Origin of the sequence: Sinorhizobium sp. BG8 (assembly GCF_016864555.1) — a bacterium.
Lineage (GTDB): Bacteria > Pseudomonadota > Alphaproteobacteria > Rhizobiales > Rhizobiaceae > BG8.
In genome coordinates, this window is record NZ_CP044011.1 from 3,224,282 (window position 1) to 3,250,432 (window position 26,151).

23 protein-coding genes and 2 pseudogenes are annotated in these 26,151 nt (G+C 62.3%); 16 read left to right on the forward strand and 9 right to left on the reverse strand.

Going from position 1 to position 26,151, the window contains the following annotated elements; all coding sequences use genetic code 11:
• Positions 1-4 precede the first annotated feature (4 nt).
• The 5 genes from F3Y30_RS15215 (at position 5) to F3Y30_RS15235 (ending at position 2,597) form a co-directional block, all read left to right on the forward strand.
• A complete protein-coding gene (locus F3Y30_RS15215; RefSeq protein WP_203423509.1) occupies positions 5-226 on the forward strand; it encodes a DUF1289 domain-containing protein in 222 nt (73 codons plus the stop codon).
• A complete protein-coding gene (locus F3Y30_RS15220; protein ID WP_203423511.1) occupies positions 223-924 on the forward strand; it encodes a TIGR02281 family clan AA aspartic protease in 702 nt (233 codons plus the stop codon). The genes F3Y30_RS15215 and F3Y30_RS15220 overlap by 4 nt, the downstream gene beginning before the upstream one ends.
• A 220-nt stretch (positions 925-1,144) precedes the next feature.
• Positions 1,145-1,849 carry an EF-hand domain-containing protein gene (locus tag F3Y30_RS15225; protein ID WP_203423512.1) on the forward strand — a complete coding sequence of 235 codons (705 nt, stop codon included), beginning with the start codon at positions 1,145-1,147 and terminating at the stop codon, positions 1,847-1,849.
• Positions 1,850-1,980: 131 nt separating this feature from the next.
• Positions 1,981-2,259: a ribbon-helix-helix protein, CopG family gene (locus tag F3Y30_RS15230; RefSeq protein ID WP_203423514.1), complete on the forward strand. Its 279-nt coding sequence runs from the start codon at positions 1,981-1,983 to the stop codon at positions 2,257-2,259.
• Entirely contained in the window at positions 2,259-2,597 is a 339-nt protein-coding gene (locus F3Y30_RS15235; protein WP_203423516.1) for a type II toxin-antitoxin system RelE/ParE family toxin, read from the forward strand. Before F3Y30_RS15230 ends, F3Y30_RS15235 begins: the two co-directional genes overlap by 1 nt.
• A 63-nt stretch (positions 2,598-2,660) precedes the next feature.
• Here the strand turns inward: F3Y30_RS15235 and F3Y30_RS15240 are convergent.
• Positions 2,661-3,523, reverse strand: a pseudogene (locus tag F3Y30_RS15240) (DMT family transporter).
• A gap of 114 nt (positions 3,524-3,637) precedes the next feature.
• On the opposite strand from F3Y30_RS15240, the pseudogene F3Y30_RS15245 reads away from it, so the two are divergent.
• Positions 3,638-5,082: pseudogene (locus F3Y30_RS15245) on the forward strand (PLP-dependent aminotransferase family protein).
• On the opposite strand, the gene F3Y30_RS15250 reads toward F3Y30_RS15245, so the two are convergent.
• From F3Y30_RS15250 to F3Y30_RS15275, 6 genes are all read right to left on the reverse strand, one after another.
• The gene (locus F3Y30_RS15250; RefSeq protein ID WP_203423518.1) at positions 5,072-5,833 is read right to left on the reverse strand and encodes an ABC transporter permease; all 762 of its coding nucleotides are present in this window, start codon (positions 5,831-5,833) and stop codon (positions 5,072-5,074) included. The pseudogene F3Y30_RS15245 and the gene F3Y30_RS15250 overlap by 11 nt on opposite strands.
• Positions 5,830-6,756 carry an ABC transporter ATP-binding protein gene (locus F3Y30_RS15255; protein ID WP_203423519.1) on the reverse strand — a complete coding sequence of 309 codons (927 nt, stop codon included), beginning with the start codon at positions 6,754-6,756 and terminating at the stop codon, positions 5,830-5,832. Before F3Y30_RS15255 ends, F3Y30_RS15250 begins: the two co-directional genes overlap by 4 nt.
• Before the next feature lie 142 nt (positions 6,757-6,898).
• Positions 6,899-7,720, reverse strand: coding sequence for a sulfite exporter TauE/SafE family protein (locus F3Y30_RS15260; RefSeq protein WP_203423520.1), 822 nt, complete (start codon positions 7,718-7,720; stop codon positions 6,899-6,901).
• Positions 7,721-8,103: 383 nt separating this feature from the next.
• Complete coding sequence (locus F3Y30_RS15265; RefSeq protein WP_203423522.1) at positions 8,104-9,372, reverse strand: extensin family protein; 1,269 nt, start codon at positions 9,370-9,372, stop codon at positions 8,104-8,106.
• A gap of 322 nt (positions 9,373-9,694) precedes the next feature.
• On the reverse strand, positions 9,695-11,509 hold the full coding sequence (locus F3Y30_RS15270) for a methyl-accepting chemotaxis protein (RefSeq protein ID WP_203423523.1): 1,815 nt from the start codon (positions 11,507-11,509) through the stop codon (positions 9,695-9,697).
• Between the two features lie 315 nt (positions 11,510-11,824).
• Positions 11,825-13,687 (reverse strand): adenylate/guanylate cyclase domain-containing protein, encoded by a 1,863-nt coding sequence (locus F3Y30_RS15275; protein ID WP_203423524.1) that lies wholly within the window; start codon positions 13,685-13,687, stop codon positions 11,825-11,827.
• Positions 13,688-13,987: 300 nt separating this feature from the next.
• Here F3Y30_RS15275 and F3Y30_RS15280 point away from each other — a divergent pair, with 300 nt between their 5' ends.
• Together F3Y30_RS15280 and F3Y30_RS15285 are read left to right on the forward strand one after the other, a co-directional pair.
• A complete protein-coding gene (locus tag F3Y30_RS15280) occupies positions 13,988-14,374 on the forward strand; it encodes an acyl-CoA thioesterase (RefSeq protein ID WP_203423526.1) in 387 nt (128 codons plus the stop codon).
• 11 nt (positions 14,375-14,385) lie between these two features.
• Complete coding sequence (locus tag F3Y30_RS15285) at positions 14,386-14,976, forward strand: hypothetical protein (protein ID WP_203423528.1); 591 nt, start codon at positions 14,386-14,388, stop codon at positions 14,974-14,976.
• Between the two features lie 37 nt (positions 14,977-15,013).
• Here F3Y30_RS15285 and F3Y30_RS15290 read toward each other — a convergent pair whose 3' ends face one another.
• Positions 15,014-15,367, reverse strand: coding sequence for a DMT family protein (locus F3Y30_RS15290; protein ID WP_203423530.1), 354 nt, complete (start codon positions 15,365-15,367; stop codon positions 15,014-15,016).
• A gap of 339 nt (positions 15,368-15,706) precedes the next feature.
• On the opposite strand from F3Y30_RS15290, the gene F3Y30_RS15295 reads away from it, so the two are divergent.
• From F3Y30_RS15295 to F3Y30_RS15330, 8 genes are all read left to right on the forward strand, one after another.
• Complete coding sequence (locus F3Y30_RS15295) at positions 15,707-16,039, forward strand: hypothetical protein (RefSeq protein WP_203423531.1); 333 nt, start codon at positions 15,707-15,709, stop codon at positions 16,037-16,039.
• Positions 16,040-16,054: 15 nt separating this feature from the next.
• Positions 16,055-18,496, forward strand: a complete 2,442-nt coding sequence (locus tag F3Y30_RS15300; RefSeq protein WP_203423533.1) for a hypothetical protein — start codon at positions 16,055-16,057, stop codon at positions 18,494-18,496.
• 64 nt (positions 18,497-18,560) lie between these two features.
• Positions 18,561-18,764, forward strand: a complete 204-nt coding sequence (locus F3Y30_RS15305; protein ID WP_203423534.1) for a hypothetical protein — start codon at positions 18,561-18,563, stop codon at positions 18,762-18,764.
• A 277-nt stretch (positions 18,765-19,041) separates the two neighbouring features.
• A complete protein-coding gene (gene uvrB, locus F3Y30_RS15310) occupies positions 19,042-21,963 on the forward strand; it encodes an excinuclease ABC subunit UvrB (RefSeq protein WP_203423536.1) in 2,922 nt (973 codons plus the stop codon).
• Positions 21,964-22,153: 190 nt separating this feature from the next.
• Positions 22,154-23,152, forward strand: a complete 999-nt coding sequence (locus F3Y30_RS15315) for an AAA family ATPase (RefSeq protein ID WP_203423537.1) — start codon at positions 22,154-22,156, stop codon at positions 23,150-23,152.
• Positions 23,149-24,006 (forward strand): SIR2 family protein, encoded by an 858-nt coding sequence (locus F3Y30_RS15320; RefSeq protein WP_203423539.1) that lies wholly within the window; start codon positions 23,149-23,151, stop codon positions 24,004-24,006. The genes F3Y30_RS15315 and F3Y30_RS15320 overlap by 4 nt, the downstream gene beginning before the upstream one ends.
• A 307-nt stretch (positions 24,007-24,313) precedes the next feature.
• Positions 24,314-24,517, forward strand: a complete 204-nt coding sequence (locus tag F3Y30_RS15325; RefSeq protein ID WP_203423542.1) for a hypothetical protein — start codon at positions 24,314-24,316, stop codon at positions 24,515-24,517.
• 797 nt (positions 24,518-25,314) lie between these two features.
• On the forward strand, positions 25,315-25,752 hold the full coding sequence (locus F3Y30_RS15330; protein WP_203423545.1) for a hypothetical protein: 438 nt from the start codon (positions 25,315-25,317) through the stop codon (positions 25,750-25,752).
• 22 nt (positions 25,753-25,774) lie between these two features.
• Here F3Y30_RS15330 and F3Y30_RS15335 read toward each other — a convergent pair whose 3' ends face one another.
• Entirely contained in the window at positions 25,775-26,146 is a 372-nt protein-coding gene (locus F3Y30_RS15335; protein WP_203423548.1) for a hypothetical protein, read from the reverse strand.
• Between the last annotated feature and the right edge of the window lie 5 nt (positions 26,147-26,151).

Consider the following 26,151-nt stretch of genomic DNA (forward strand, 5'->3'; position numbering starts at 1 on the left):
GTCCATGGAATCGCCTTGCATCCTCGTCTGCTCGATAGACGACAACACCGGCTACTGTTTCGGCTGCGGACGCACGCGCGAGGAAATCGGCGCATGGACTCTCTATACATCAGAGGAGCGCCGCTCGATCATGGCCTCGCTGCCCGCCCGCCTCGACACGGTCGAGCGCAGGCCGCGCCGTGAAACCCGTCGTGCCCGCATGGCCCGGGAGCGAGGCGAGATATGAAGCGGCTTCTTCTCCTCCTGGCAATCCTCGCCGTGGGGCTCGTCGTGCTCCTCGTCAATCACGGCAGCGGCGAGACGCTCGGCCTCGTGAACGACGATTTCGCGCGCCTCGTCATGCTGGCAAGCTTTGGCACCTTGCTCGCCACCGGCATTCTGGCGAGCCGCCGCAACATCGGCCAGTCTCTGCGCTACGGGGCCATGTGGCTGCTCATCCTCCTGGCACTGGCCGCCGCCTATATCTATCGCTACGACCTGCAGACCGTCGCGAGCCGCATGACCGCCGGCCTCGTCCCCGGATATGCGGTCCAAAGCACCTCCGCCGACGGCACGAGGATCCTCGTCATACACAAGGCCGAAGGCGGACATTTCGAGACCACGGTCGGCGTGAATGGCCAGAGCATCCCCATGGTTGTCGATACCGGCGCGAGCGCCGTGGTGCTGTCCTACGAGGATGCGCTCGAAGTCGGCCTCGATCCGGAGCGCCTGACATTCTCGCTGGCGGTATCGACCGCGAATGGCCGCGCCAATGCCGCGCCCGTCGTCCTCGACGAGGTCGCTATCGGCGCGATCGTGCGCCGCAACGTCCGGGCCATGGTCACCGAGAGGGGCCGGCTGGACCAGAGCCTGCTGGGCATGACCTTCCTCGAAACGCTGGGCTCGGTGGAAATCAGCCGGGACGAACTTCGCCTGCGGGATTGATGCGGGATGCACACCCGCCGGCGTTTACATTCATTCACGATCAGACTCATTCAGACACGGAAGTCGAAACAAGGACAAATTGGTTAACCAAAATATAACTCCTTGTCATTCAATAGTAATTTTGACGAATCCTGCGAACAGCCCTACCCATTGCACATCGCATCCTCCTGTTTGGCTTAGTGGATGGGACTTAACGCAAGGCGCCACGCCAGGAGGGTTCATGACCAGCATCAGTTCGACTTCCACCAGTACTTACCAATACCAGTCCGTATTTTCCCGCTCTGACAAGAATGGCGACGGCAAGGTCACGTCCGAGGAGTTCGTCGCCGCGCGTCCGAGTGACGTCAGCGAGAGCCAGGCCAGCAGCCTCTATTCGAAGATCGCCGGCGACTCGTCCGATGGGCTGACCGAAGACCAGCTGAACGAAGGGCTGGAGGCGGAACGCAAGACCGCCGAGGAGAAGTTCGGCGGCGAGATGATGGCGATGATGCTGTCCATGCAGCAGGGAACCGATACCGGGGTCAGCGATCAGCCACCGTCTTCCGAGGATCTGTTCTCGTCCATCGATGCCGATGGCGACGGCACGATCACAAGGGCGGAGTTCGTGAACGCACGTCCCGAGAACGTCAGCGAGGAAGACGCAACCTCGCTCTTCGACAGCCTGGACAGCGAGGGCACGGGCAGCCTGACCGAGGAACAGTTCGTGGAAGGCCTGGAAGCGAACCGGCCGGCCGGCCCGCCCCCGGGCGGTGCACCGCCGTCCGAGGAGAGCTCCGAGGATGAGACCGAAAGCGCGATCGAGGCCGCATCGCTGGCAGCGACAACGGCCAGCGAGATCCTTGAGAAGCTTCAGGCCGCCATCGCCGCCTACCAGGAATCCCTCTCGAGCGTGGAGGCCGATCTGACGGAATCGCTCTCGGTCTGAACACGCCGATGAGCGCGCGTCCTGCGGCGCAAAGAGGAGCGCTGCAGGACGCACCTTCCTGCCTCTGTCCGGGCGTTGACATCCACAACCCGTGGGTTACCGTGTAATACGCCGAACGACAGAGGGATCCGATGGCAGAGAACGACAAGTCTCAGATATCCCTGCGCCTTCCCACGAAGGTGATAGCCCAGTTCGACCAGATCGCCCAGGTCCTCGAGCGCGACCGGACATGGGTCATGCTCCGCGCGATGAAGCAGTATCTGGAGCAGGAAGGGGCCGAACTTCTGCAGGACGCCCAGGGGCTTTCCGAGCTTGATCGGGGCGAAGCCGCCGATTTCGACGAGATGCTGGACAAGGCGTCGTCCATCATCGATGCCGCCGCGTCCCGCAATGCGAGCCGGGATCGCTGATGGCCCTGAAGCACCTTTCCAAGAGCGCCGAGAGATGGTTTCTCCAGGGCGTCGCGTCCGTCGCCGAAAAGGATCCTCATGCGGCCCGCCAGTTGGTGGCGCATATGCAGAGGCTGCGCGATGTCCTGTCCACCGAACGGGGTGTCCTGCCCGGCACGCGCAAGGTCACCATCCCCCCGCTGGTCTTCACGATCCGCGCCCGCAATGGCGTGGTGGAAATAGCCGCCATCCGCCAGGCAAGACCGAAGAGCACCGGCGAGCTGACCGATCTCGTGCGCGCATCCGAAACGATGACATCGGGCGGCCGCACCTTCTTCGGCCGTAAACTCGACGTGTAATCACCGGATGCGCGGCTGCCACACGTGACGCTCGACGCTGGCGGCAATTCGAGCGCCCGTCGCTCAGCGGGCGAATTGCTTCGCACCGGCCACGCACAGGATGACGGCCACGGTTACCGCCAGCATCGCTCCCGTCACATGCTCCCCGAGGAACGTCGCGGCAAGCGCAAGACCGAAGAAGGGTTGCAGCAATTGCAGCTGCCCCACCGAGGCGATGCCGCCCTGTGCCAGGCCGCGATACCAGAACACGAACCCGATCAGCATGCTGAACAGCGAGACATAGGCGAGCCCCGTCCATGCCGGCGCGCCCACCCCTCGAAGGAGGACGGCAGCAGCAGGAGTGCGAGTGGAGCCATGACTGGGAGAGAGAGCACGAGCGCGTAGCAGATCACCTGCAATCCGCCGAGGCTTCGTGAAAGCTTCGCCCCTTCCGCATAACCGAGCCCGCACACGATCACGGCGGCCAGCATCAGCGCATCACCGAGGGGCGATGCGGACATGCCCTGGAAGAGCGCGAAGCCCGCGACGAGCGCACTGCCGAGACCCGAGAAGAGCCAGAAGGCCGGACGCGGCCTCTCGCCGCCCCGCAGCACGCCGAAGATCGCCGTCGCCAGCGGCAGCAGGCCGATGAAGACGATGGAGTGCGCCGAGGTGACGTGCCTGAGCGCGAGCGCCGTCAGAAGCGGGAAGCCGACGACCACGCCGAGCGCTACGATCGCGAGCGGACGGATCACCGCGCGGGAAGGACGCTTCTCCCCGAACGCCAGCAGCACCATGAGCGCGAGCAGGCCCGCGATCGCCGCCCGCGCCGCCGTCAGGAAGACGGGATCGAACTGCATCACCGCCACGCGGGTTGCGGGCAGCGATCCGCTGAAGATCAGCACTCCGACAAATCCGTTAATCCAGCCGCTCGCCGTCCTGTCCATCGCATGCTCCTGAGATTTTCGGGAGTTTTATCGGATGAACCCCTCGCAGTTCCAGGCACGGAAGTGTACAGTCGAACGAAACTGTTATGAAACAAAAACCAGTACGGATCGGATATGGATCACCCTGCAGGCAGGACCGGGGGCACCCGCGTGGCCGCAGTCATGACGGCGATACGCCAGCGGATCGCGGGCCGCAATCTGACGCCGGGCGACAAGCTGCCCTCCGTCCGTGCTCTTGCAGGCGCGATGCAGGTGTCGACCTCGACGGTGGTCGAGGCCTACGAGCGCCTGGTGGCCGATGGCGCCATCCAGTCCCGACCCGGCTCAGGCTTCTATGTTGCCGGCCAGCTCGCCCCCTCTCCCTTGCCGAGGTCGGACCGAAGCTTGATCGCGCCATCGATCCGTTCTGGATCTCCCGTCAGTCGCTCGAAAGCGACGACAACGCCCTCAAGCCGGGCTGCGGCTGGCTGCCCCCGTCCTGGCTGCCCGAAGCCGCGATGCGGCGCGCGCTTCGCACGCTGGCGCGGACGGACAGTTCCACCCTCGCCGACTATGGCACTCCGCTCGGGCTGCCTGCGCTGCGCCACCTCATCGCACGGCGAAGCGGAGATCGCGGCATCGAGGTTTCCGCCGACCAGATCGTGCTCACCGAGTCCGGCACCCAGGCGATCGACCTACTGTGTCGCTTCCTGATCGAGCCGGGCGATACGGTGCTGGTGGACGATCCCTGCTACTTCAACTTCCAGGCCCTGCTGCGCGCCCACAGGGCGACGGTCGTCGGCGTACCCTATACGCCCGTCGGCCCGGATCTCGACCGTTTCGCCGAGGTCCTCCGCGAACATCGTCCGCGCCTCTACATCACCAACTCCGCGATCCACAACCCGACCGGCGCCGTCCTCTCCCCCGTCGTCGCCCACCGCATCCTCAAGCTCGCCGAACAGTTCTCCCTGACGATCGTCGAGGACGACATCTTCGCCGATTTCGAACACACGCCCTCTCCGAGGCTCGCCGCATTCGACGGCCTTGATCGCGTGATCCATATCGGCAGTTTCTCCAAGACTTTGTCGGCCTCGGTGCGCTGCGGCTTCATAGCCGCCAGAACCGACTGGATAGACGGTTTGGTCGATCTGAAGATCGCCACATCCTTCGGCGGCGGAAGGCTCGCGGCCGAGGTGGTGCTGGGTGCCCTCAGGGACGGCAGCTATCGCAAGCACATGGAGGGGCTTCGCCTGAAGCTTTCCCGCGCCATGACGGAGGTCGGAACGCGGCTGAAGGCCATCGGGATTGAGCCATGGCTGGAACCGCAGTCCGGCATGTTCCTCTGGTGTCGCCTTCCTGATGGCATCGACGCCGCCGACATTGCCCGCCAGGCACTCGCGGAGGGCATCGTGCTCGCACCTGGCAATGCCTTCAGCGTCTCGCAAACGGCCGGAAACTACCTGCGCTTCAATGTCGCCCAGTCGCTGGACGACCGGCTGTTCGATTTCCTGCGTCAGGCGATCGCGCGGGCAGGCTCCAGCGTCGGCGCCACGGGGCGTCCCGCGATCCTCAGTTCTTGAGCTTGTAGCCCGTCTTGAAGATCCAGGCCGTCACCGCGAGGCAGGCCAGCAGGAACGCCACCACCATGGCAAGGCTGATCGCCGGGTTGACATCGGCTATCTCGAAGAAGCTCCAGCGGAAGCCGGACACGAGGTAGAGCACCGGATTGAAATGGCTGACGGTCTGCCAGAAGGGCGGAAGCATGTTGACCGAGTAGAAGCTGCCGCCGAGAAAGACGAGCGGCGGGACAACCAGCATCGGGATCAGGTTGAGCTGCTCGAAATCCTTGGCCCATATGCCGATCATGAAGCCGAACAGGCTGAACGTCACCGCCGTCAGCACGAAGAAGAGGATCATCATCAGCGGATGCGCGATGGTGATGTCGACGAAAAGCGACGCGGTGGCGAGAATGATCGTGCCGACGATCAGCCCCTTTGTCGCGGCCGCCCCCACATAGCCGATGACGATCTCGATCATCGAGATCGGCGCCGAGAGGATCTCGTAGATCGTCCCGGTGAACTTCGGGAAATAGATGCCGAAGGAACCGTTGCCTATGCACTGGTTGAGAAGCGTCAGCATGATCAGTCCCGGCGCTATGAAGGCGCCGTAGGGCACGCCCTCGACCTCCTGCACGCGCGAGCCGATCGCCGCGCCGAAGACGATGAAATAGAGCGAGGTGGAGATAACAGGCGATACGACGCTCTGCAGCAGCGTGCGCCGTGTCCGTGCCATCTCGAATGCATAGATCGAGCGGATTGCCTCGATGTTCATCGCTTCTCCCCCACGAGTTCGACGAAGATGTCCTCGAGTGAGCTCTGGTCCGTCGCCACGTCTTTGACACTGAGGCTTGCCGCAGAAAGCGAGCCCAGCAGTTCCGCAATCCCCGCGCGCTCGCCGGTCGGGTCGTAGTCGTAGACGAGGCGGCGCCCGTCGTCCGAGATCGAAAGCCCGTAGGGATCGAGCGCCACGGGAATGCCCACCACCGGCTCCGAAAGTTCGATCGTCAGCCGCTTGCGCCCGAGCTTGTGCATCAGCGCCGACTTGTCGTCGATCAGCAGCAACTGTCCCTTGTTGATCACGCCGACGCGGTCGGCGATCTCCTCGGCCTCTTCTATGTAGTGCGTCGTCAGGATGATCGTGACGCCGGAGGCGCGCAGGCGCTCGACGAGCGCCCACATGTCCTTGCGCAGGCTCACGTCGACGCCTGCCGTCGGCTCGTCGAGGAAGAGCACTCTCGGCTCGTAGGAGAGCGCCTTGGCGATCAGGACCCGCCGTCGCATGCCGCCCGAAAGCTGGCGCAGCATCGTGTCACGCTTGTCCCAGAGTGACAGGTCTTTCAGGATCCTGTCGATCAGCGCCGGATTGGCCGCCTTGCCATGGAGGCCGCGCGAGAATGCGACCGTGTTGCGGACCGTCTCGAAAGCGTCGAGCGTCAGCTCCTGCGGCACGAGCCCGATGATCTCGCGGGTCTTGCGAAAGTCCTTCACCACGTCGTGGCCCGCGACCGTCACGCTGCCGCTGGTGGCGTTGACGATGCCGCAGATGATCGAGATCATCGTCGTCTTGCCGGCGCCGTTCGGTCCGAGCAGCGCGAGGATCTCGCCCTCCTCTATGTCGAGGCTCACGCCTTTCAGCGCCTCGAAGCCGCCGGCATAGCTTTTTCGAAGATCGCGAATGGAGACGATAGGCGCCATGAAACGGTCCGCTGCGGAGGGAATCTGTTGAAGGGACCACCTATATGGCGCGTTTTGCCGAATTTTTCACCCCGCCCGGTAAAAATCTCGTCGGAGCGCAACCCTGCCGTCGGGAGATCACGGACTGCGCCGGCCCGCCCCCTCACCCGAAGATGCTGTAGAGGAATCGTGCCGAGACGAAGATCAGGAACACGCCGAAGCCGATCTCGAGCTGGCGCTTGGTCATCGCATGCGCAATCCGCACGCCGTATGGGGTCACGAACCAGGTCACGGGAATGATGAGAAGCACGGCGATCCAGTTGATGAAACCGGTCGAGAACGGCGGCAGGCCCGCTTCTCCCCAGCCTGCAAAGGCATAGCCGAAAAGGCCGGGGATGGAGATGAGCACGCCCACGCCCGCCGAGGTTGCCACCGCCTGGTGCATCGGCCGGCCGAAGAGCGACATGAAGGTATTGTTGAGCACGCCGCCGCCGATGCCCATCAACCCCGAGAGCACGCCGATCAGAACGCCCACCAGCCATTTCCAGGGATTGCGCGGCAGGTCCTCGGCGATGTGCCAGCCGGGCCTGTTGAACAGCATGCGCAACGCCACGGCAAAGGCGATCACCGCGAAGATCAACCGGAGCTCCCGGCTGGAGGCGGACGCAGCGATCACGGAGGCGAGGATGGCGCCGAGCGGAACCGCCACGATCCAGCCCCTCAGAAGCGTCATGTCGACGGCCGCCCGTTTGCGATGGGCAAGGAAGGAGCGCAGCGACGTCGGCACGATGATGGCGAGGGAGGAACCGACCGAGAGGTGCATCCGCACCGCCTCTGGCACGTCGAGGTAGCCGAACACCTGGTAGAAGATCGGCACGAGGATCGCCCCGCCGCCAATTCCGAAGATGCCCGCCAGCAGCCCCGAGACGACGCCTGCGGCAAGGAGGGCGAAAGTGAAAACGGCAAGATCGATGACGGGCGGCATGCGGTCTCCTGGCAGGCGGCGGCCGAATCGGCATGCAACCGGAAGGATCGGTTTTCCCCTTCAACTGTCATGAAACCGTGATGCTTTTCAATCAATCTCTCCGCGAGGCGAGGAGAATGCCGCCGCCGCCCTGCCCCACCCAGGCGTCTCCTCATCCGCGGATACGCGGATATCGCCTCTGCTTCGCCAATGTCCGGGCGAAGGCTGACGGATGATCCGTCCACCGCACGCTTCCCGCCCCGGGAAGCTGTCGCATGCCCTCCACGCCCCAGTGGAGGGTTCAGAGAATGCCTATTGAGTGAATACGCGCGGCAACATACCCCTTCGCCGCAAACACCTCGACCGGCCTCGCGCCGGTCTTTTTTTGGCGACCGGCCGCTGCCCTACAGCGAGCAGTGCCTGCGACCGGACTTGCGCGACCGGAGGTCGAAGTGGAAGTGGTCGCCGTGATAGCGGTCGCCGGGACCGAGCACGGTGTTGAAGTATTTGCAGCTGTCGCTGCGCACCGCCTTCAGCAGCCCCTTCTCGCGGAAGGCGAAGAAGCTCTTCTTGCGCACGTCGATTTCCTTGCCGGTCTTCAGCGTGATGCTGCCGAGGTCGATCGCGTTGCCGCGCGCATGCTCCGACATCGGATTGCCGGGCTGGGAATTCATCGTCCGGCACGAATAGGACGACATCTGGTGGATCGACTTGATGCCGGAGAGGTAGCGCATCCGCGCGGCCGGCACGAGTTCGTTCCTGACCCACTGCGCGAACGCTTCGGTGATCTGGCAGTTGACCGTTGCCGCCGGCTTGATCTGGATCCCGCCGGAAAGCCCCGAGACCTCGATCGGATGGTCGATCCCGCAGGAACGTCCCTTCGAGATCGGCGGGACGTCGCGGAACTGAACGCCGAGCCGCTGCAGCCGCTGGCGGCAGGATTTCTCTGATGCCGACATGCCCCCCATGGTTTCGGGTACCGACATGGGGTTGCTGAGCCGTGGCAGGAAGGCGACCTGCTGCTCCTGCGCGGGTGCGGCCATGCTGCCCTTGCGCGGCACGACGATGCGGCCGGCATCCTCGCCGGAAAGCCCCATCTCCTCGCCGGCTTCGGGCATGGGAACGCTCACGGGTTCTCCCACCTGCTGCGGGTTGTCTGTCCCGATCCCGTCCACCGTGACCGCCGTCGCATTGCCCTCGGCAATCTCCTCCGCCTGTGCCTGCGCCAGCCCCTGGACCGGCTCGACGCCGAGCGCCGCGTCCATGTTGACGCCGTTTTCCGGAATTTCGAGGCTGCCTGCATCCATCGAAGCCTGCTGCGTGCGCCCCAGCGCCTCGTCGCTGTCGATCCGCGGCAGCTGTCCGCCACCTGCCGACGCCTGCGCACCCGCATTCCCGATCGGCTGCATGCCGTCATCTGAAGGCATTTCTGCCAGGCCGGACGTTCCGAGGGAACCGGCGTTCCGCCGCGCGGAGGCAACGGGCGTCCCGGCGCTCGGATAGGCCGACGCATCGTTCGACATCTGCACCTGAGCGGCGGGCGTAATCGCGTTCACGGTGTTCTGCCCGTCGATCTCGTCGGGCGGCACCAGTCCGCCGGCGGTGCAGGCGGCGAGCATCGTCGCGCTCATGAAAAGCCCGATCGGCCTGCGAAGGGAAGTAACTAACGCCATACCAACCGTCCCTTTCGCTCCGCGACCATCCGTGCCGTGTACCCCATTGCGGGATTGCGCGGCCTTGTCCTCCGCGATGGTGAAGCCGCGATGTGTCCGCTTCGGGTCCGCACGCGCCGGGCGCGTGGTCGCAAGGCTACGCGCTTGCAAGACAATGAAAATTTACCGCAACAGGGTAAATGAAGGGTTTCGCCGCGATCCCCGCTTTCGGGGCTGCAGCCAATTCCTGATGCCGTGGCGCGCCGTCCCGCCTTCTTCCTGCCAACAAAAAACCCGGCGCTGGCGGCGCCGGGTGAGGCAGGAATATCCGGCGATTATGGTGTCATGCCGCGCGGCGCATGGAGCTCTGGCTTCGCGTCCGGTTCAGCCGGAAGTTCTGCAGGAGCGTCTTGAGCTGGTTGCTTTCCTGGGTCAGCGTCTGTCCGGCGGCGTTGGTCTCTTCCACCATGGCCGCGTTCTGCTGCGTCATCTGGTCCATCTGGTTGACGGCGGTGTTGATCTCCTGCAGGCCGACCGCCTGTTCGCGGGCCGCCGTGGCGATCGAGTTCACCTGGTCGTTCACCTTGTTGACCAGCACCTCGATCTCGCTCAGCGCATCGCCCGTCGAACGCACGAGCGACACGCCGGTGTTCACCTCGATCGCCGAGTTGCTGATCAGCCCCTTGATCTCCTTGGCTGCGTTGGCTGAACGCTGGGCGAGCTCGCGGACTTCCTGTGCGACCACCGCGAAGCCGCGACCCGCCTCGCCCGCACGGGCGGCCTCCACGCCCGCGTTGAGGGCGAGCAGGTTGGTCTGGAAGGCGATTTCGTCGATCACCCCGATGATCTGGCTGATGCGGTTCGATGCCTCCTCGATCCGGCTCATCGCCGAAACCGCGTCGCGCACGATCGCGCCGGACTTGCCCGCGCTGTCCTTGGTCACCGCGACCATGCGGCTCGCCTCGGCGGCGCGCTCGGAGGCGCTGCGCACGGTGGCCGTGATCTCGTCCAGCGCCGCCGCCGTCTCCTCCAGGGAGGCCGCCTGCTGCTCAGTGCGGTGCGAGAGGTTGTTCGCGGCCTCGGCAATGCCGCCGGCGCTGCCGTGCACGATCTCGGTCGAATGCGCGATCGCGTCGATGACGCTGCTCAACGATGCGACTGCGCGATTGAAGTCGTCGCGAAGCTTGGCATATTCAGGCGCGATCGTGTCGATCGAAGCCGTAAGATCCCCGCCGGCAAGGCGCTCCAGCGCTTCGCCGATGGTGTGCATGGCATTCGCCTGGCTGTCGCTGACGGCCTGCTGGCGGCGCTCGCCATCGAGCCGCTGCGCATCGAGCCGGGCCTGCTGCTCGCCCTCGCGCAGCCTTAGTGCAGTGCGCTCGCGCACCGAGTCCTTCAACACGGACACGACCTGTGCCATCTCGCCGATCTCGTCGCGGCGGTCGGTCTCCGGTACCTCTCCCGAGACGTCTTCCTCCGAGATCGCCCGCATGGTGTTCTTCAGGCGGTTGATCGGCAGCACCACGCTGCGCACGATGGCATAGGCGAGCAGGATGATGGCGACGGCGCCGATGGCGAGGATCAGCCCGGCCTGGATCGCATTCGCACGGAAGAGCGCTGACAGATCGTCCGCATAGACGCCGGTGCCCACGACCCAGCCCCAGGGAGCGAACCCGGCCACGTGCGAGTATTTCAGCACCGGCTCCTCGAAGCCCGGCTTCGGCCAGTAGTAGTCGACGAAGCCGTTGCCTTCGGCCTTCGCCACGCGGGCGAATTCCTGGAAGATGTGCTTGCCGGTCGGGTCTTTCATGCCCGACTGGTCCTTGCCGTCCATCTCGGGCTTCAGCGGATGCATGATCACGCGGGCGTCGAAGTCGTTGATCCAGAAATAGCCGTTACCCTCGTAGCGCAGGGCGCGAACGGCATTCATCGCGCGGGCCTGGGCCTCTTCGCGGGTGAGTTCCCCCTTCGCCTCGAGGCCTTGGTAGTAGGCGAACATGGCGACGAGGTTTTCGTCCATCGCCCGAAGCTTGGCCTTGCGTTCGGCCACCATCGCATCCTGGTGTTGATAGAGCGAGAAGGCGAGCGCACCGGCGAACACCGCCAGCGCAAGCCCAACGAGCAGATAAAGACGGGTCGAGATTCTCAGACTTTTCACAACGAACTCCAGCACAGCTGGGCGGGCGCCCACTCAACTGACGATCGTCAGGAAATTCCGTTAAATTCCACTAAATTTGCATCTATTAAAATTGCAGACGGCGGCCGCTCGGCGAAAATATTCGGCGTTGTGGAGCAAGTGCCACAAGAGATGCCGATGAAGGCTGAAACTATCTCCCGGGAGTGACGGCAAGATGGACGAACAGCGGCTCGAAATCGTCCGCCTCGAAAGTCGGAAATCGGCATTCGGAAAGGTGATGGGGCTGCGCTAGGCTTGAGGCATTCTCACAACACGCCCCTTGCGGCCTCTCCGCGGTCATTGCGTGTCGGCCGTCGACCCGCCCAGCAAGCCGGCCTTGCTTGCTCCGTCACGAAATGTGGTGAGCGCCTCGTCTGACGTTACGGGCCAGTTTTGGATGTAGGCTTCGACCGAGAAGTTCGGAAACTCGCTGCGGATGCGCCCGACCAGTGCCGTTGATTGATCCGTTCGCCCGAGCCTCGCGTTCGCCATCGCCCGGATCATCAGTGACTCGCCATGGACCGGAGCCTTCATGGCGGCGTTGATGGCGTCCTGGTCGTGTCCTGCGACATATTCAGCGACGGCCAAGGCCGCATGGTACCAGGATGGTGCGCTCGGGTTAAGGCGCAGGGCGTGCTTCGCCAGTTCCACGGACCGAACAGGGTCCCCGACCACCAGTGGGAGGTTGTATGCGATAAGCGCCAGGTTGTCCGCATCATTTGGAGCCAGATCGATGGCCCGCTCGAAGTCGTCTTGGGCGCCTGTCATGTCGCCATCCGCTGCTCGGAGCGTAGCGCGTTGTCCGAGGGCTACCCAATCGTTTGGGTCCAGTTGAAGAGCACGCAGTGTGTCCTGGCGAAACATCCCCATGGCCCCTTTCACGTCGTCGGTGAACCCGAGTGTTCCGGCCATCGAGTACGCAATCCCGAGTTCGCTCCAGGCCCGCGCAAACTCAGGATCGATTTTCACTGCTTTTTCCAGATAGTCGATGCTCGCAAATACGCCTTCCTTGGTGCCGAGTTGGAGGCTGTCGGTGCCGAGCAGATAGAGATCGTACGCATCAAGGCTTGCAGGCGGTTTCCGTCGGGCGATCTCCCTGTCGCTTTTGGCGATTTCACCGGTCCGTGGTGACGCCAGGCTGCCCACGACCCTGGCGGTGATCTCATCCTGAACCGCGAACAGGTCGCTACTCGAACGGTCATATCGCTCTGCCCACACGTGCGACCCGGTGGCAGCGTCGATCAGTTGAGTGGTGACCCGGAGATCGTCGCCACGATTCTGTACGCTGCCCTCGAGGACATAGCGAACACCGAGCTCGCGTCCGATTTTCCTCACGTCCCCCTCATCCTCGTACCCGAAGCTGGATTGTCGCGCGGTCACGAAGATTTCTGGATGTCTCGCCAGATCGGTAATGATGTCCTCGCTCAGGCCGGTCGCGAACCTCCCCCAACGCGCGTCGCCGTCGAGTGCATCGAACCGAAGGACGGCGATCGTGCGTTTCGCGTTTGGCTGATCATCGGAAGACCAAAGCCACCAGCCAAGGCCCAGCAATGAGAAGAGCGCCACAAAAGCCGCCGCTCCCCAACCGGCATGCCCGAGGTGCGGCCGCAGTCGCAAACGCCACGGTGGTCCCGAGCCTGGAAGGCGCAATCGGTATGTTCGGACCGGTCGTGCGATGTTCTTGACTTGCTGGGCCCCGACGTAGTCGATCGGAAACTCCAGCTTACCCTGCAACTGGTCATAGGCCGTACCGGAAACCAGTATTCCTCCGGGTTCGCAGAGCTGTTCCAGGCGAGCCGCGACGTTGACCCCGTCGCCGAAAAGGTCGTCGCCCTCGGCGACCACATCTCCGAGATTGATCCCGATGCGAAGGACCACTTGCCGATCTGCGGGAACCTCGAGCTGCTGCGCCGCGAGAGCTGCTTGGACATCCACCGCGCAAGCCACGGCTTGGACCACCGAGGCAAACTCGATGATGGCGCCATCCCCCATAAGCTTGACGATATGGCCACCATGCTTTGAGAGAAGCGGATCGAACACTTCGCTGCGAAGCGAGCGCAACGCAGCCAATGTGGCCGCCTCGTCGGCTTCCATCAAACGCGAATACCCTACAATGTCGGCGGCCAATATCGCCACCAGACGGCGCGCCCGTTCTTCCATGTGGCACCCCCGTCGGCTCCGTGTGGGCGGGCCGATAGGCCATATTCTACGCCGCTCAGGTCTTGCAGACGAGTGTCTGGTTGCCGATGTGCCGCCCGACCGCGCATCCGTGGCCCCTCACCTGGCCAAAAGAGAGAGCGGTCGGAAAGATGGCCGCGTAGGAGGCCCCCGGAATACGCTATCCCCGGAAGAGGCAGGCTGCCCGGGCGGGGCTAAGGATTTTGTGGAGCGCGGGATCGTCTTCTTCTCCTCGTCCGGATCCGCTAAAGAGGATTCTGACGCAGCACGGAGTAACATGCGATGCCCGATTCCACCCGTCCCGTCGGCGAACTGACGCTGAGAACCCTCGCCATGCCGGCCGATGCCAATGCGGCCGGCGACATCTTCGGCGGCTGGGTCATGTCGCAGATGGACCTCGCCTCCGGTATCCGCGCGGCCGAGCGCGCCGGCGGACGTGTCGTTACGGCGGGCGTCAAGGAAATGGCCTTCAAGCTGCCAGTGAAGATCGGCGACACGCTCAGCGTCTACACGCACATAGACAGGGTCGGCCGCACCTCGATCACGCTCCTCGTCGAAGCCTGGGTCCAACGCTATCTCACCGGAAAGCCCGAAAAGGTAACAGCCGCGACTTTCGTGATGGTCGCCCTCGACAAGGAAGGTCACCCAACCCCCGTCCCGGCGGACTGAACGGAGGACGAATGGAGCCCCACGCACCGGATCCCGCCCTCTTCGGCCATATCCGTGTTGTCATCGGCATGGTGATCAGCCTCAGCATGGCGCGCCTGCTGACGGGGCTTGCCACCTTCGTCCAGCATCCGGGAAAGGACAGGCCCTACTGGATCCACCTCGCCTGGGTGCTGTCCATGTTCCTGTTCATCCTGCATTTCTGGTGGTGGGAGTATCGGCTGCCGACGCTGACGGTCATCGGCTTCGGCGTCTACCTCTTCCTCATCTGCTATTGCTGCCTGTTCTTTTTTCTCTGCGTGCTGCTATTTCCTGCCTCGATCGAGGAATACGGCAGCTACGAGCAGTATTTCATGTCCAGGCGGAAATGGTTCTTCCTGTTGCTCGCCCTCACCTATGCGGTCGATCTGCTGGATACGGCGCTCAAGGGCACCGCCTATTTCGGATCCTTCGGATATGAGTATCCGGCCCGCAACCTCGCCTACATCGTCCTCGCATGTATCGCCGCATGGACCGCCAATCGCCGGTTCCACGCGGCCTTCGTCACGCTGGGCCTGATACATCAGGTGAGCTGGATCTTCAGGGCCTTCGACATCCTCGATTGACCCTCGCGCGGCCGTTTGACGGCAGTGGGCGCGATCCTCAGGCCTTGAACACGAACGCGGCACCGGCCGCGATCAGCGCGAAGCCGATGAGGTGGTTCCAGGTCAGGCTTTCTTTGAGCCAGAACACCGAGAAGCCTGCGAAGACCAGCAGCGTGATGACCTCCTGGATGGTCTTCAGCTGGGCCGCCGAATAGAACTCGTGGCCGATCCGGTTGGCCGGCACGGCGAGGCAATACTCGAAGAAGGCGATGCCCCAGCTCGCCAGTACCACCACGTAGAGCGGCGCCGACTTGAATTTCAGATGCCCGTACCAGGCGAAGGTCATGAAGATGTTGGACAGGCACAGCATGATGATGGGCCTGATTGCGGCGGAGCTGAGGCTGGAAAGCATGGCGAATCCTTGGTGCGGGAAGATTTTTCCGGCTAGGCGAGTTCTCGCGATGCGTCAAGCAGGGTGATATGGCAATTTCCGGGCGCAGCCCTCTCGCCGCCGAGACGCGCCGCATCGCCGTCGGAGGCGTTTCGCATCGCGCAGACGGCAATACTCTTGATTGACTTCATTTTTTTCGGCAATGTGCTGTAAGTATTGTCGAGAGACCAGGTTTTTATCGACTCTGTTCGACCCTCCGCGGCGCATTGAAGCAACAGCTGCCAGTTGGTCTCATCTCCATTTGAAGAGTTGCAGTTCTTAGCAGACGCGAAGTTGACAGACCGGACAGGGAGCTTGTCAATGCGGCAGTCGGTAAAGATGCTTGCACGTGTTGCCCGCGCCGCTGCGGTGTCGGGCGCAGTGTTCCTGTATGTGGCGGGCGCCCAGGCTCAATCCTGCGCGGACGGCAGTGCCGGAGCGCCTGTCAATCAGCCGTCCACGACCTGCGGCAGCGGTCTCGCGCGCTTCCTTCAATGTTCCAACGGCCCGGACGTTTTCGTCTCCTGCGTCGCCAGCAACAAGAAAACGAATAGAACAGTGGAGACCCCCGTCAACAAGAAGAGCGGTTCGACCGAAACGAAGGGTGGTGCCGGTGGAAAGACCCCGCCGGCGCGCACCGAAGGGAATCCCTGAGGGGAGCGCTCAATCATGGCGGAAGTTCTGCATCCCACACCCGCCCCCGAAGAGCCACCCGCGCAACGCTCGGGCCTTATGGCAGGATTGCGGAAGTTTCTCGGCTTCGGCGCGCTTGGCATCGGGGCGCTGGTTCTCTTTTACCTCTTCTATGTCTTCGGACTCCCGGATTTTCAGTTCTGGAAAGCCCCGGGACAGATCTATGTCGAGAGCCCCGAGGTCTACACGCGTGAGCGTCTGGTCAACGACCGCTACCTGCAGGCGGCCTGGCTGAACAGGAAGCTGCAGGACCTCGACGGAGCGACCTTCGGCGCAGACATCGCCAGGTCGTCGCTCTCGATTTCGGCGGGAAGCGAAACGCAGGAAGCGGCGGCGGCGCCCGTGGCGAAGACCGCAACGGCCGCCAGCGCCGGGAAGCCCGCGACTGCGGCTGGCGCCGGGAGCACCGCCGCCCAACAGGGCGGAGAGTCCGCGCAACCGCAAAGGACCGACTTCCCCTACGACATCGACTACGATCTGCGGGCGGCGATGCGCGACAAGATCCGCCAGGACATCATCGAGAACATGCTCGATGACCGCCACGATCTGACCGGCAACTCGCTGGTCGCGCTGAAGTTCGACACCACCGTCCTCAAACGGTCAGGGGCCCGTTACAACGCCAAGGTCACCGTCAAGGTGACAGCGGAGAAGATGCTGCCCGCCACGGAAAACGAAACGTCGTCGGTGGAGTCCAAGTTCATCAACGCCTACTACCTGACGCCCGCCAATCTCCTCGAGGACGAGACGCACAGCCTGCATCGCTCCTACATCCAGTATGGCCGCTGGCTGGCCAATCTCGAATACAGGCTGAACGTTCAGCTCGTGCGCGCCTGCCAGCGAAAGCTGGACGAAGCCGGCATCCGGATGCCCGTCGAAGGCGTGAGCTTCAGCGAGGGCGGTGTGCGCGAAATGTTCCGGGAGAGCCTCTACAAGGTTCTCTCCGTCCACAGCGACTTCGATTTTCCCGAGACGATCCAGGGCTTCGTGCCGCTTCCGGAGCCGTGGTCCGGGGTGCTCGTTCTCCAGTACAAGAACGCAATGGCGGCGGAGGGGCTCTGCTCCGAGGTCAAGCTCACCGTCTTCCCCGTCGATGCCTCGATCTACACGCTCGAGTCGGACGACCCGGCGGAACTCGACGAGGTCTTCAGCCGCATCGCGCTGCCGACGTCGAAATTCGCGCCGATCACCCGCGACGACGTCAGGCACCGCATCTACTTCACCCCGCGGCGGATCACCTCTTCGACCGCCCTGCCCCTTCCGGGATCGGTCTACGGCCTGTCGCCGGAGTTCTACGACCTGTTCGACAAGAAGGACGCCCGGGACATCTTCTCCCTGACGCCGGCCGAGCCGTTGTGCATCCCACCGATCGCCGCGCCGACCGGCAACCGCGATCTCGAGGAGCGAGCCGCCATGCCGGTCCAGTTGGGAAGGGAATGCAAGCCCGACGACTTCTTCCCGAAAAAAGGAAACCTGACGTCCATCTATTTTCCGGCCGGATACTTCAGTTTCCTGAAGCGGGTGGAGAAGTCCGACTCCTATCTCTATTCGCTCATCCCCAACGGTTCATCGACCGCGCGCATCCTGTCGAAGTCCGCAAGTCTGAGGCTCAACATCCAGACACCCGATCCCGGCGGGGCCGCCGGCCTTTCCGGCCTTCTCGGTCATGAGACGCAGGAACAGGTCTTCGACACGGAGCCGGAGATCGTCACCTTCGGAACGGGCGGCGGGAGCGATGCGATCGAGTTCGGCTGGATTTCCGCCGGCAAGCCCGCCCACGCAAGGCCCGAAGGCTTTTCCCAGACGGCCCTTCTGTCCGTGCCCGCTTGGGCCGACGAGATCGTCGCGGAAGTCACGCCGAGCTGGATCGACGAGAGCGGCGAGGAAGCCTTCTCGCTGCCTTCCAAGAAATACCCGATTCCCGTGCCGCCCGACTACGAGATCTTCGATGCGTTTCTCGCCGACGGCGAGGTCTACAGGCGGCCGAACATCGACGAGCAGCTTTTCGACAGGAACGTCGTCCTGCACACGGGCCGCAAGGGCTCCGTGATCATTCCGGGCATCCGGCTCTGGCGAAGCACCGTCGTCACTCTCGGCAGCCAGAAGGCCGACGAGATCTTCGTGCTTCCGGACATGAAGGGCGTGATCGCCACCTTCAACATCATCGAGAGCAATTACGACGAGCAGAGCGCCTGCAAGGACGTCCCCGTCGGAAGCTCGGCTCCCCAGGTCGCCGCCACGGAACCCGTCGGGCCGACGCTCAGGCGGTGCAGCTACAAGCTGCCGCTCCGGGTCTGGACCAGCGAGGGCATGGACGCGATCGACGATGCCGTCACCATCGTCGACCAGCCGGCAGTCGAGATCAGGCAGGCGGAATCGCCGCCTTCCACGGTGCAGGCCGAAGTCGCAACGCCGAAATGACGCGACGTCCGGATCTCCCGGGCGCATGCTTATGGAAACAACGCAAACGGATGAGAGGAACGCCATGAACCTGAAAGCATCCACAGCCCTCGTTCTGGCGACGCTGATCGTCAGCGCCGCCCAGCATTCACAGGCGATCGTCGGACGCGAAATGGCGCAGGCCCTGGGGTATCATTGCTCCACTCAGCAGGGCGTGTGCCAGATACCGCCGGCCATCCTCGGCTCGATCTGCTCCTGCGGAGACGCCCAGGGCGTCGTGGTCCCGTGACCGGCGACGGCACGGACGGGCTCAGCCCGTCTGTGAGCGGAGGCCTCCCGGAGGTCGGGGGAGCGCGCAGCCCGGCTCCCCGGCCCGCGCCCTGATCGCGCGCCACCGCCGGGCCCGGTCCTCGTGAGCCTCTGGTCCCGGATCCCGCATGCCGAACGTGCCCGGCCGCGTCCGCCCCTGTTCCGGTGCCGGGAGAACCGCGCGCGGCGTGCAATCCGTTTCCCTTTTGTACTCTTTGCCTCTTTCCTTTCGTCCTGACTCTCTCCATATTCCCGCCATGGCCAGATCACCGAAAAAACCGTCGCCCTCGAGCCCAGGCTTCGAGGAAGCCCCGCAAGCGTCCTTTGAAGGCGCTCCCCTCTCCGGCAGCGTGTCCGACTGGGTGAAGCAGCTTGAAGCCGAGGCGGAGGCCTCCTCCATCGAGACGCAGCGCCAGATCGCCTCCAAGGCCGGAAAGCACCGCAAGAAGGTCGAGATATCGGCCTCCAAGACATCCCGGGGCGTCTCGATCGGCGGTTCGACGGACCCGAAGACGCGCACCGCGGCCGGTCTCAACCCCGTCGCCGGTCTCGACGTCTCGCTGGAGGAGGCCGACAAGCTCACGTCCGGATCCGGCGTCACCGCGACGGTCGAGGCCCTGTCGAAGCTGATCGAGTCCGGCAACCCGCTTTTCAAGGACGGCAAGCTCTGGACGCCGCACCGCCCTGCCCGGCCGGAAAAGTCGGAAGGCGGCGTGCCGATACGCATGATGAGCGAATACCAGCCGGCCGGCGACCAGCCGACCGCCATCAAGGACCTCGTCGAGGGCCTGGACAATGGCGAGCGCTCGCAGGTCCTCCTCGGCGTCACCGGCTCGGGCAAGACCTTCACCATGGCCAAGGTGATCGAGGCGACGCAGCGCCCCGCCGTCATCCTCGCGCCGAACAAGACGCTCGCCGCCCAGCTCTATTCGGAGTTCAGGAACTTCTTCCCGGAAAACGCGGTCGAGTACTTCGTCTCCTACTACGACTACTACCAGCCCGAGGCCTACGTTCCGCGCTCCGACACCTACATCGAGAAGGAATCCTCGATCAACGAGCAGATCGACCGCATGCGCCACTCGGCGACCCGCTCGCTGCTCGAACGCGACGACTGCATCATCGTCGCCTCCGTCTCCTGCATCTACGGTATCGGTTCGGTCGAGACCTACACCGCCATGACCTTCCAGATGCAGGTCGGCGACCGGCTCGACCAGCGCCAGCTGCTGGCCGACCTCGTGGCCCAGCAATACAAGCGCCGCGACATGGATTTCCAGCGCGGCTCGTTCCGGGTGCGCGGCGACACCATCGAGATCTTCCCGGCCCACCTTGAGGATGCCGCCTGGCGCATCTCGATGTTCGGCGACGAGATCGACGCGATCACCGAGTTCGACCCCTTGACCGGCCAGAAGACCGGCGACCTGAAGTCGGTGAAGATCTACGCCAATTCGCACTACGTCACCCCGCGCCCGACGCTCAACGGCGCCATCAAGTCGATCCGCGAGGAACTCAAGCTGCGGCTCGCGGAGCTGGAGAAGGCCGGCCGCCTGCTGGAGGCGCAGCGCCTGGAGCAGCGCACCCGCTACGACCTGGAAATGCTGGAGGCCACCGGCTCCTGCCAGGGCATCGAGAACTATTCGCGCTACCTGACGGGCCGCAGGCCCGGCGAGCCGCCGCCGACCCTCTTCGAATACATCCCGGACAACGCGCTGATCTTCATCGACGAGAGCCACGTCACCATCCCGCAGATCGGCGGCATGTACCGTGGCGACTTCCGCCGCAAGGCGACGCTCGCCGAATACGGCTTCCGCCTGCCCTCCTGCATGGACAACCGGCCACTCCGCTTCGAGGAATGGGACGCCATGCGCCCCGATACCATCGCCGTGTCCGCGACGCCGGGCGGCTGGGAGATGGAGCAGTCCGGCGGCGTCTTCGCCGAGCAGGTCATCCGCCCGACCGGCCTGATCGACCCGCCCGTCGAGGTCCGCTCGGCAAAAACCCAGGTGGACGACGTCCTCGGCGAAATCCGCGAGACCGCCGCCGCCGGCTACCGTACCCTCGTCACCGTGCTCACCAAGCGCATGGCCGAGGACCTGACCGAATACCTGCACGAGCAGGGTGTTCGCGTGCGCTACATGCACTCCGACATCGACACGCTGGAGCGCATCGAGATCATCCGCGATCTGCGCCTCGGCGCCTTCGACGTGCTGGTCGGCATCAACCTCCTGCGCGAAGGCCTCGACATTCCCGAATGCGGCTTCGTCGCCATCCTCGACGCCGACAAGGAAGGCTTCCTGCGCTCGGAAACGTCCCTCATCCAGACCATCGGCCGCGCGGCGCGAAACGTCGATGGCAAGGTCATCCTCTATGCCGACCAGATCACCGGGTCCATGCAGCGCGCCATGGACGAGACCGGCCGCCGCCGTGAGAAACAGGTGGCCTACAACGAGGCGAACGGCATCACTCCGGAATCGGTGAAGGCGAAGATCTCCGACATCCTCGACAGCGTCTACGAGCGCGACCACGTTCGCGCCGACATATCAGGCGTCGGCGGCAAGGGATTTGCCGAGGCCGGCCACCTTGTCGGCAACAACCTCAAGGCTCACCTCGAGGCGCTGGAGAAGCAGATGCGCGACGCCGCCGCCGACCTCGACTTCGAGAAGGCCGCCCGCATCCGCGACGAGATCAAGCGCCTCAAGGCGGCCGAACTCGCCACGATGGACGACCCCATGGCACGGCAAGAGGCGCGGAGTGCCGAAGGCACGACGGGGAGCAAGGCCGATGCGGCGCGCAATGCCGAAGGCGGCGACAAGGCCCCGTCAGGTTCCCTGTTCCAGAAACCCTCCCTCGACGACATGGGTCCCGGCACAGACACGGAAGTCCCATCAGGGAAGTCGCTGTTCCGCAGGAATTCCCTCGACGAAATGACCGTCGGGCGGACCGAGAAACCGGTGACCGGACACATCCCTCAGAAGCCGGATGCGGACACCAGAGCGCAGCGCAGCGGACAAGCGTCCGCCGCCGATCGTTCGGCGTCCCCGGGCAGCGCCGACAGCGTGAGCGAAAAGAATGACCCCCGCCCGCTCGTCCGCGGCAAGATCGGCGCCGGTTCCTACGAGGACCCGGGCGAACAGAAGCGCAAGGGCCGGACGAAGGGCAAGACGGGACGGCCGGGGCGGTGAGCGGTGTTGCTTTCTTGCTACCTCAACTTTCGTCATACGAGTCTTTCATGATTCGCCTATAAGATAAAATTGGGTACGATCACGATCGAAACCATGGCTATTCCGGATGATCTCCAAACCAATGAATATTGAGAACATCTCGGTATTATACAGCAGATAGTATCAGCCAATTTCGAAGGGCTAAAAATAAATGAAATCCATCGCTTTCTTCAATAACAAAGGCGGAGTGGGGAAAACTACACTTTTGTGCAATGTCGCCGCATACCTAGGAAATAATCTGAATAAAAAAGTACTGGTAATAGATGCGGATCCACAATGTAACGCCACTCAACTAATGCTTAGCGATGAGGAAATTCTAAATATTTATGAGGATAGAAATAGTTACACTATACACAACATTATTCATCCACTTTCACTAGGTAAGGGTTATAACGAACAACTGAAACCAATCTCCGTCCCATCGTATGCAGTTGACCTAATTTGCGGAGATCCAAGACTCTCATTGAAAGAGGATCTTCTGTCAAAGGATTGGCAGGATTCGATTTCTGGTAGCATTCGAGGCCTTAGAACATCGTTTTTATTCCAAGATGTTCTCGAACGCTGCGGCGACTACGACTATGTCCTATTTGATGTTGGCCCCTCCCTCGGCTCAATCAATCGGGCGGTCCTATTAGCTAGTGACTATTTCATAAGCCCCATGTCCATCGACATATTTAGTCTGCGAGCAATCGAGAACATTTCGATTGCAATAAATGAGTGGAGGAAGCGCTTAGAAATTGGAATTTCTCAAGTGGACAAAGAAGAGCTTGATGAACTTCCAAAGAAATTGAACTTCAATTTGCAATTTCTTGGATATGTTGCGCAACAATACACACAGAAGACCGTCGATGGAGAATCTAGAGTAGTTCATTCTTACGAGAGAATAATGAAACAGATTCCCAAAGTGGTATCTAAGAATTTTGTTGAAAAACTATCCGCAAAGAAAACAGATATAGAATATCGACTAGGAACAATACCGAATCTGCACAGTCTAGTCCCCATGTCACAAACAGCACGGAAACCCATTTTTCTACTCAAGTCGAAGGATGGCGTCAGGGGAGCGCATTTTAGTAAGGTTGAAGACGCCAAGAATTTGTTTGATGGCATTGCTAGCAAAATCGAAGCCAACGCCCGAGTTCTGAACGCATGATCAAGTGGAATCCATCACTCATTGACCGGATCGCTCGCCGCTCGGTTGTTATCCTTATTGGCTCCGGAGTGTCAGCGAATTCTACTGACAATAATGGCTACAGGCCACCCACATGGCACACCTTCCTTCAAGCAGCAAAAGCGGGTTTAGATACCGCTCCGACCCACCTGACAAAAGCAATCAATCAGTACCGCTACTTGGAGGCCTGCGAATATCTCAAGAAAATTTACGATGACCAATGGATAGATTTGGTAAAAAACGACTTTCAACGACCAAATTATAAACCGGCAGATATTCACCAACTAATCTTTGATTTAGACAGTAGAATCGTTTGCTCTGTGAATTTTGATAGAATTTACGACACGTTTGCCATCACCAAGAGTCAAGGGACTTACATTGTAAAGAATTACTGGGACGACGATATTGGCGCAGTAACAAGCGGACCAGAAAGATATCTACTAAAGCTTCATGGATCGATAGACAGCCCAGATAAATTGATATTTTCGACTAGCGACTACGCTGGAGCGAGAAATAAATATTCAGCATTTTACGGAATTCTTGATGCGTTAATTGCCACTCATTCGTTTTTAATACTTGGGTGCGGCATGAACGACCCAGACGTCCAGCTCTTGTTTGAGAACTATCGATATCGGTATAACTTAAGAAATCATTTCATGTGTGTTCCTAAACCGATCAACGAAATGCAAATTTCACTAATGAAGGAAACCCGGGGCATTAACATTATTCCGTATAGCTCAGCTGATGGACACATAGAGCTAACAGAGTCGTTGAGGGCCCTGGTCAGCCTAGTTAGTGATCGACGCAATGAAATTGCAGATGACCAATCGTGGTAAAAGAATGTAACTTATAAGTGCCAATACGTTCATGCATTAACCTACCACTACACACAATTCTGCTCCAGCCCGACGAATGAACCGAGCACGCCGAAAGGCTCGGAGGCCTTCCAGATTGTGAAGGGTCAAATGTACTTATTTCGCAGGCGAATACGCCGAAACAGCATAGAGCAACAGGCCCAGCTTGCGGCTTCTGTTTGCGGCGCTTTTGGTGTGGGAAGATGGCAGCACGCCTAAACGCCCCGCCCTCAACCTTCCAGCAACGAATCCATGATACCTCGCCCCAACGGCATGAAAGGAGTGATGCATGGCAATGATCGGTTTCAAGTCCACCCACAACCAGGACGTCTACGTCAATACCGATCAGGTGCTCTACATCTCGACCTTCGAGGAAGGCGTCACCATCATCGCCTTGGCGATCACCAGCGCCGGCGGCAAGCCGTTCGCGCTCTATGTGCGCGGCAGCGTCGAGCTCGTCCGCCAGCGGCTTGAAGGCAGCCCGGCGCGCTAAGGCATCTCTCCCGGAAGGGGTCTCTGGCCCCGTGACGGACACATGCGCAAAAGACAGGACACTCCGAAGCACGGATGGAAAATCCGGAGAGCTGCGATACGCCACGACGCCGTTCCGGCGGAAGTGTGGGGCTGTCCTGCGTCCGCGCTTGCGCGGCGGCGGTAAGGATCACGCCGCGATGCCTGGAAGAGCGAAAACCCAGGGTCCGGCGAATGTCACTTCCCGGGAAAAGGACCCGGACACGGGCGAAAGGCGCGGATTTTCAATCCGCCTCTCCTGATATTCTGGTCGCGGTAGCGCCCGTAAGCCACTGAATTCGCTTATCCGTCATCCGCCGCAATGAAAAAACGTCGGCCCGCCTCATCCCCGCCTGGCACCCCTTGCCTACAATGCTGTCCATTCCGTCACGGATACACCGCGAGGCGTCGCGGCGAGACGGGATCGGCGCCGGCCGAGCGGGAACGACGCATGCTCTCTCGTCCGGGGTTCGCAGAAAATGGTCCTCCTCCGGAGACACGGGTCGCCAGCGTGACCCACTTTCGCTCCGGACGTGCCTGTGGTGCACACATCCCCGTCCGAGCCCGGCAACGGCCATGGGCGGCAGCAGAGGGACCGCAGTTGCGGGCACAAACCGCCGAACGGGGCGCCGCAAGGTGCCGTAATTGAATTTTCAGATGTGGCAGCTTCCGGCGCCCCGTCCGAGTCCTCGTCGCAGCCCGGCTGGCAATCGCCAGCGCGGGGCCGCGCGCCGTGGCGAAAGGCGCGTCGTTTCCCTGACCGCGCGAAAGGAGAGCATCATGCACACCGTATTGCTCAGTATGGCCGACAAGCAGATACCTCCCGAATTCCGCCCCCATGTCATGGCCGCCGTCGCAAACGCGCTCTGGCTGCCGCTCTCCTGCTGCCCGCACCGTGATTGCCGGCGCGCCCGCCGATGCCTTGTGGCGGAGCGCCCGATGCGGCTTGAGCGCGCGCCCTGCCACGAGATGCTGGTGGACGAGCCGCGCGCGGCCTATGACGACCTTCTGCAGGCCGTCGAAAGGGCGATCGGTATTCTCGCGAGCGACTTCCCCGTCGTCTTTCCCGCGTTCGATTCCGAGAAGCGCCGGACGGAGGAAGCGGTACTGGCGATTGCCGCCTGGTTGATGCTGGCCGATGGCGACTGGGGGCCGCAGGTGCGCCGCGTGATGAAGCGGTGGAAGCGGACGTGCGCCGCCACGCCGAGCATCGTGTAGCACATGAGGCCGACCGCGGATCTCAATGGTCCGCCGGCACGAGATGGTTTATGCAGATCGGCTCCTTCGGTTCCATGATGTCCGGACCGGCGGGGCGGAAATGACGGTCGAGCAGACACACGACGATATCGACCGTCTCGGATTCACTGCCGCCCCGAGTGATCTCGTCTTGGTGCTCGAAGTAGTAGTCCATGACGGCCGCGGCAATGCCCTCGTCGTCTTTGCTCGCAGCCTCCGTGAGGACGTCCGCTTCTCGAAGCCCTGAGATCAGGTATGCCTTGGCATCCGGCGGCAGGGCCTTGACCGCACCCGCCGGCCCGCCGGCCAGGGCCGCGCTGGCGTGAAACGCGACGAGGATCGCAACGGCCGTGCGAAGAGTACGAGTATGGCGCATGGCTT